Below are 4,340 nucleotides of genomic sequence, written 5' to 3'. Positions count from 1 at the left end.
GCTTCGGTGAGGGGTCTTCTACGGATACTCCCAAACCTCCGCAACCCCCTTTCGCAAAAAATCTCAAACTTTCTCCCAACAACACAAAAATTCCCTTGCCCCATTGGCCCAAACGCAATCCGCCCCCCCACCACCGACCCACGCCAAATCCGCGTCGCGCAACTTTGCTGCGCAAATCACCCCGCCACGGGACATAAACCAATACGGCGGGCGCGGCATGACCACGCCACAGCAGGAATCGGCACGCTCGTAACGATTTCTTCGTCCCGATCAGCGACGATCAGCGCGCGTCCAGCTACGACGCAGGCGGCAGGAACGACGACGAGGGCCAGGGTGTGATGGATCAACCGCGAGAATCGGCGCTCGACCTGACGCGCTGCGAGCAGGAACCGATTCACACCCCCGGGGCGATTCAGTCGGCCTCGGTGCTGCTGCTGTTCGATCCGGCCACTGCGCGTCTCGTTGCGGCCAGCGACAACCTGCTCCCGCTTTTCGGCGCATCGGCCGAAGCGCTGCGCAACGCGCCGGTCGAGCGGTTCTTCTCCGACCGCGATGCCGAAAGCCTGCGCGCGGTTCTGCTGAGCACGCGCCCCGCCCACGCGCGCTATTGCGAATTGCGTGGTGGTACCGATCACTGGGTCACGCTGTTTCGCGGCGGCGGCCTGCTGGGGGTCGAGATCAACACCTACGAAGGCGCCGATCACGACCCGGTTGCCTTCGGACTTGATGTGGGAGAGGCGCTGACCGAGATTTCGAGCCTTGCCGATCATCTCGTCACCGTCGGAGAGGAAGATATCCGGCAACTGGCCGATACCGTCACCCGCCGGTTCCGTGATCTTTCCGGCTATGACCGGGTGATGATCTACCGCTTCGACACCGACTGGAATGGCGAGGTAGTGGGCGAATCGCGCGCCGATCATGTCGCGCACTCCTATCTCGGCCTCACCTTCCCCTCGTCCGACATTCCGCGGCAGGCCCGGCACCTGTTTCGCCGCAATCGGGTGCGGCCGGTGGTCGATGTGGGCTCGGCCTCGGTGCCGCTGGTGCCCTCCACGCATCCCGAAACCGGCGAGCCCTTCGATCTGAGCGATTGTTCGATCCGGGCGGTGTCGCCGGTGCATCTCGAATATCTGGCGAACATGCGGGTAGGCGCCTCCCTGACGCTCGCACTGATCGTGCGCGGCGAGCTTTGGGGCCTGCTGGCTTGCCATCATTCCAGCGCCCCCTATCGCCTGACCCCGGGCCGGTCCTCGGCCTGTCGGCTGTTCGCGGAATCGGTCTCGACCACCCTGGCCCGGCTCGTCGAACACAGCGAAACCGAAACCGTGGCCCTCGTGCGCGAGCGGCTGCGGGCGTTCCGCAGCGGGCTTTTGCAGGCCCCGCGGGCGCAGGGATTCGGCGTGTTCCTCGCCGAACGGGCACAGGAATTGCTGACGCTGATGCGTTGCGACGGCATCCTCTATCGGCTGAACGGGCGGGAATATGCTTTTGGACGCACGCCCCCTCCGGCCGTGATGGAGGAGCTGCGCACCCGGCTCGAGACCCATCGGCGCAGCATCGGGCGTGACACGTTCAGCACCCATTTTTCCGCCGGGCTTTGGCCCGATCTGGGCCCCGCGCTGCTTGCCGAAGCGGCAGGGGCGCTGCTGTTTCAGCCGGGCACCGGGCCCTTCGATCTGGTCTTGTTGCGCGGGGCGCGGCAGGTCGAGATGACCTGGGGCGGGGATCCCTGCATGCGCGTCACCCCCGACAGCGCCGATCAGCGCCTGCATCCGCGCAAGTCCTTCGAGCTCTGGTCAGAGACCGTGCGCGACCGTGCCCTGCCGTGGGAACATGTCGCCGCGATTGCCGCGCGGGAACTGGCGATGGGCCTGAACGAGATCGATTGGCTTTTCGAATGGCACGAATCCGAGGCGGAACTGGCCGCCGCCCGGGCCGAGACCGAATACAACGCGCTGCATGACGCGCTGACCGACCTGCCGAACCGCCGCTTCCTGCAGCACCGTCTGGCGGAGGCGGAGATGAACCGAACCGGCCGGTCTTCGGCGCTGCTGCATATTGATCTGGACGGGTTCAAGCAGGTCAATGACACGCTCGGCCACTCGGCTGGCGATCAGTTGCTGGTCGAAGTGGCCCGGCGGATCAAGTGCGCGATCCGGGGTGGCGATTTTCCCGCCCGGATCGGTGGCGACGAATTCCTGATCCTTGCCGCGCCCAATACCCATCCCTGGGAACTCGACGCAATGGGCGAGCGGCTGATCCATGCGATTTCGCGGCCGATCCAGCTTGAGTCGGGCGAGGCGGAGGTTTCGGCCAGCGTCGGCATCGCCTTGAACGACGGGCGGATCGACGCCGACGAACTGTTTCATCAGGCCGATCTTGCGCTTTACGAATCGAAACGCACCGGGCGCGGGCGAGTGACGTTGTTCAGTCAGGAACTGAAGCGGCGGCAGGATGACACGCTGCGTCTGGGCGAGGATATCCGCGATGGCATCCGCTCTGGCCGGTTCGAGATCTGGTACCAGCCGCAATTCGACGCCACGAGTTTCGATCTTTGCGGGGTCGAGGCGCTGCTGCGCTGGAACCATCCGCAGCAGGGCATCATGCTGCCCGCCGATTTCCTGCAAATGGCCGAGGACATGGATCTGGTCGCGACGCTCGATGGCATCGGGATGCGCGCCGCCCTTGACGATCTCGAGGACCTGGAGCGTGCGGGCTGCCGGATCCCGAAACTGTCGCTCAACGTCTCGGCCCGACGGCTTTCCGATCCCGAATTCCTCGACGCCGTCCGCGACCTCGGCCCGCGGCGCGAGGCGATTTCGTTCGAACTGCTCGAATCGATCTATCTCGACGAGGTCGACCCCGGGATGGAAGCGAACCTGCAAGGGCTACGCGACATGGGCATCCGGATCGAGGTCGACGATTTCGGCACTGGGCGAACCTCGATCATCAGTCTGGTCTCGCTCCGCCCGGATCGGCTGAAAATCGATCGCCAACTGGTGGAACCCATCGTCCGATCCGAGGCAGCGCGGCGGCTGTTGGCCTCGATCGTCGAAATCGGTCAGTCGCTGGGCATTGGCATCACCGCGGAGGGGGTCGAGACGCGCGATCACGCCGAGATTCTGCGCGCCCTCGGCTGCACGGTGCTGCAGGGTTTCTTCTTTGCCCGTCCGATGCCGGCGCAGGATCTGCGTACCTTCCTGCTGACGCGGGCGGAGGCGCGCCGTGCCTGAGCCTCTCACCGCGGCCTTCGTCGCCGCCCGCTTGTCTGCGTTGAAACAGGCGACTTTGGCCGCCCACCGCGCCATCGAACTGCGCAGCCCTTTGGCGCGACTGATCCAGCCCGAGGTGACGCTGCAGGATTACGGGCTGGCGTTGCAGCGGTTGCATCTGCATTTCAGCCGCCACGAAGAGGCGGTGATGCGGGCGCTGCAAGATCACGTGCCCCCGCCGCAGCTTGCGCAGCGCCGGACGCTTGCGGCGCTGAAGGCCGATCTGACGGACCTCGGTCTGACCGCGCCCGAAGCGACTTGCGCCACTCCGCCTCCCAGCCCCGCAAGCGCGGCGGGCTGGCTTTATGTCCACGAGGGCACGTCGCTCGGCGGAATGGTGCTGCTGCGGCATCTCCGGCAGGCGCTTGGCGCCGGCTTGGGCACGGCCACACGGCATTACGCTCGCCATGGCCGTGGCACAGCCGCGCGCTGGCAGGAAACGCGGCGGATGATTGCCGGGCTCCTGCCCGATGATGCGGCCCTCGCCCAAGCACTTGCCGGGGCAATGGCGGCCTTTGCCGCGATGGATGCGGTGATGACCGACCCCAAGGAGGAGCCGCGCCCCGCCGCCACCCCGTCGCCCGGGCCGAAGTCTGCGGGGCGCTGTCCCTTTGCGGGCGGTCAGACCGGGATGGCAGCGCGCAGCTGAGCCGTCGCCCCGACCTGCCCGGGCCTCATATCATCCGCGCATAGGGCGCGATCGCATCTTCGACCTCCTCCCGCGAGAACGGGCCGGTGAATTTGCCCGGACGACCGTCGCCGGTCAGGACAACCCCGAATTCGGCCCCCCGCCAGAGCAGGAAGGTGACGTTTCCATATTTCGACACCAAGGGCGGCTGCATGGTGATTTGCGAAAGCTGCATGACGATTCCCCAATCGATGGCTCTCGCAGCTTGGCGCATCGAGGTTAATCGAAGGTCAATCGCGGCTCGAAATCATCGGAAGGCGTTCCTCCCGGTCGTCGCCCGCCGTTTGAGGTGGTCCCCAGCCAGCGGACAGTTTGCTAAGCTTGCCGCCAAGGAAGACGAGGACGAACAGCGTGGCTGGCAAACGGAAGAACTACAGCGC

The 4,340-nt window shown here is 65.8% G+C and carries 4 protein-coding genes; 3 read left to right on the top strand and 1 reads right to left on the bottom strand.

Translation table 11 applies throughout. The features are described from left to right. The first annotated feature begins 338 nt into the window (after nt 1–338). Nucleotides 339–3,233, top strand: a complete 2,895-nt coding sequence (locus C8J30_RS18095; RefSeq protein ID WP_110807469.1) for a bifunctional diguanylate cyclase/phosphodiesterase — start codon at nt 339–341, stop codon at nt 3,231–3,233. Beyond that, entirely contained in the window at nt 3,226–3,921 is a 696-nt protein-coding gene (locus tag C8J30_RS18090; protein WP_110807468.1) for a biliverdin-producing heme oxygenase, read from the top strand. The genes C8J30_RS18095 and C8J30_RS18090 overlap by 8 nt, the downstream gene beginning before the upstream one ends. A gap of 25 nt (nt 3,922–3,946) precedes the next feature. On the opposite strand, the gene C8J30_RS18085 is transcribed toward C8J30_RS18090, so the two are convergent. After that, the gene (locus C8J30_RS18085; RefSeq protein ID WP_110807467.1) at nt 3,947–4,135 is read right to left on the bottom strand and encodes a hypothetical protein; all 189 of its coding nucleotides are present in this window, start codon (nt 4,133–4,135) and stop codon (nt 3,947–3,949) included. Here C8J30_RS18085 and C8J30_RS18965 point away from each other — a divergent pair. Continuing rightward, a partial coding sequence (locus C8J30_RS18965) for a hypothetical protein (protein WP_220033838.1) occupies nt 4,134–4,340 on the top strand: 207 nt, incomplete at its 3' end. The genes C8J30_RS18085 and C8J30_RS18965 overlap by 2 nt on opposite strands.

The sequence above is a fragment of the Rhodobacter viridis genome (assembly GCF_003217355.1).
Taxonomy (GTDB): domain Bacteria; phylum Pseudomonadota; class Alphaproteobacteria; order Rhodobacterales; family Rhodobacteraceae; genus Rhodobacter; species Rhodobacter viridis.
Note: the sequence above shows the minus strand (reverse complement) of the source record. Positions and strands in the feature narration are given on the sequence as shown.

What these genes read in the sequence shown, in the direction of transcription:
- C8J30_RS18095 (WP_110807469.1), top strand. Translation starts at nt 339, where the DNA reads ATGGATCAACCGCGAGAATCGGCGCTCGACCTGACGCGCTGCGAGCAG.
- C8J30_RS18085 (WP_110807467.1), bottom strand. Translation starts at nt 4,135, where the DNA reads ATGCAGCTTTCGCAAATCACCATGCAGCCGCCCTTGGTGTCGAAATAT.